This is a genomic window from Holdemanella porci, assembly GCF_019052655.1.
In the GTDB taxonomy this organism is placed as follows: Bacteria; Bacillota_I; Bacilli_A; order Erysipelotrichales; family Erysipelotrichaceae; genus Holdemanella; species Holdemanella hominis.
Genome location: NZ_JAHQVB010000190.1, coordinates 1 through 363, shown reverse-complemented (window position 1 = coordinate 363; position 363 = coordinate 1). Strand labels below are relative to the sequence as shown.

The 363-nt window shown below is 32.2% G+C and carries 1 protein-coding gene; it reads right to left on the bottom strand.

Annotated features, from left to right (window positions below; translation table 11 throughout):
• On the bottom strand, window positions 1-301 hold a 301-nt coding region (locus KTQ83_RS12090), incomplete at its 3' end, for a transposase (RefSeq protein WP_217256976.1).
• Window positions 302-363: the final 62 nt, after the last annotated feature.

The following is a 363-nucleotide window of genomic DNA, read 5'->3' as shown; positions in this document are numbered from 1 at the left end:
ACTTCAATTTATTGAGTTTGTTTTTAAGAGCTTTAGTTCTTGTTTCACGAGAATAGTCCTTGTTCTTTTTGATTCCAAGAAGTGCATGTACTTTATCCAATGTTTTCTTAGATGCATTGGCATAGAATCCATAATATCGAGTGGTTAAAAAATGATAGTCCGGTATATGTATAATAAGGCGGTTTATAAAATCAATCACATTATCTGTGGCATCATGACGTTTTTCATCCTTATGATCATTGTAGAACCAGCTGACAGTCTTTGATCCTTTATTGTATTCTGTGATTCTATTTTCAGCCATGGCAGGTTGGTACTACGTCAAGAAAAAGGACTCATAAAATAGATAAATTTTAAATTCTAATG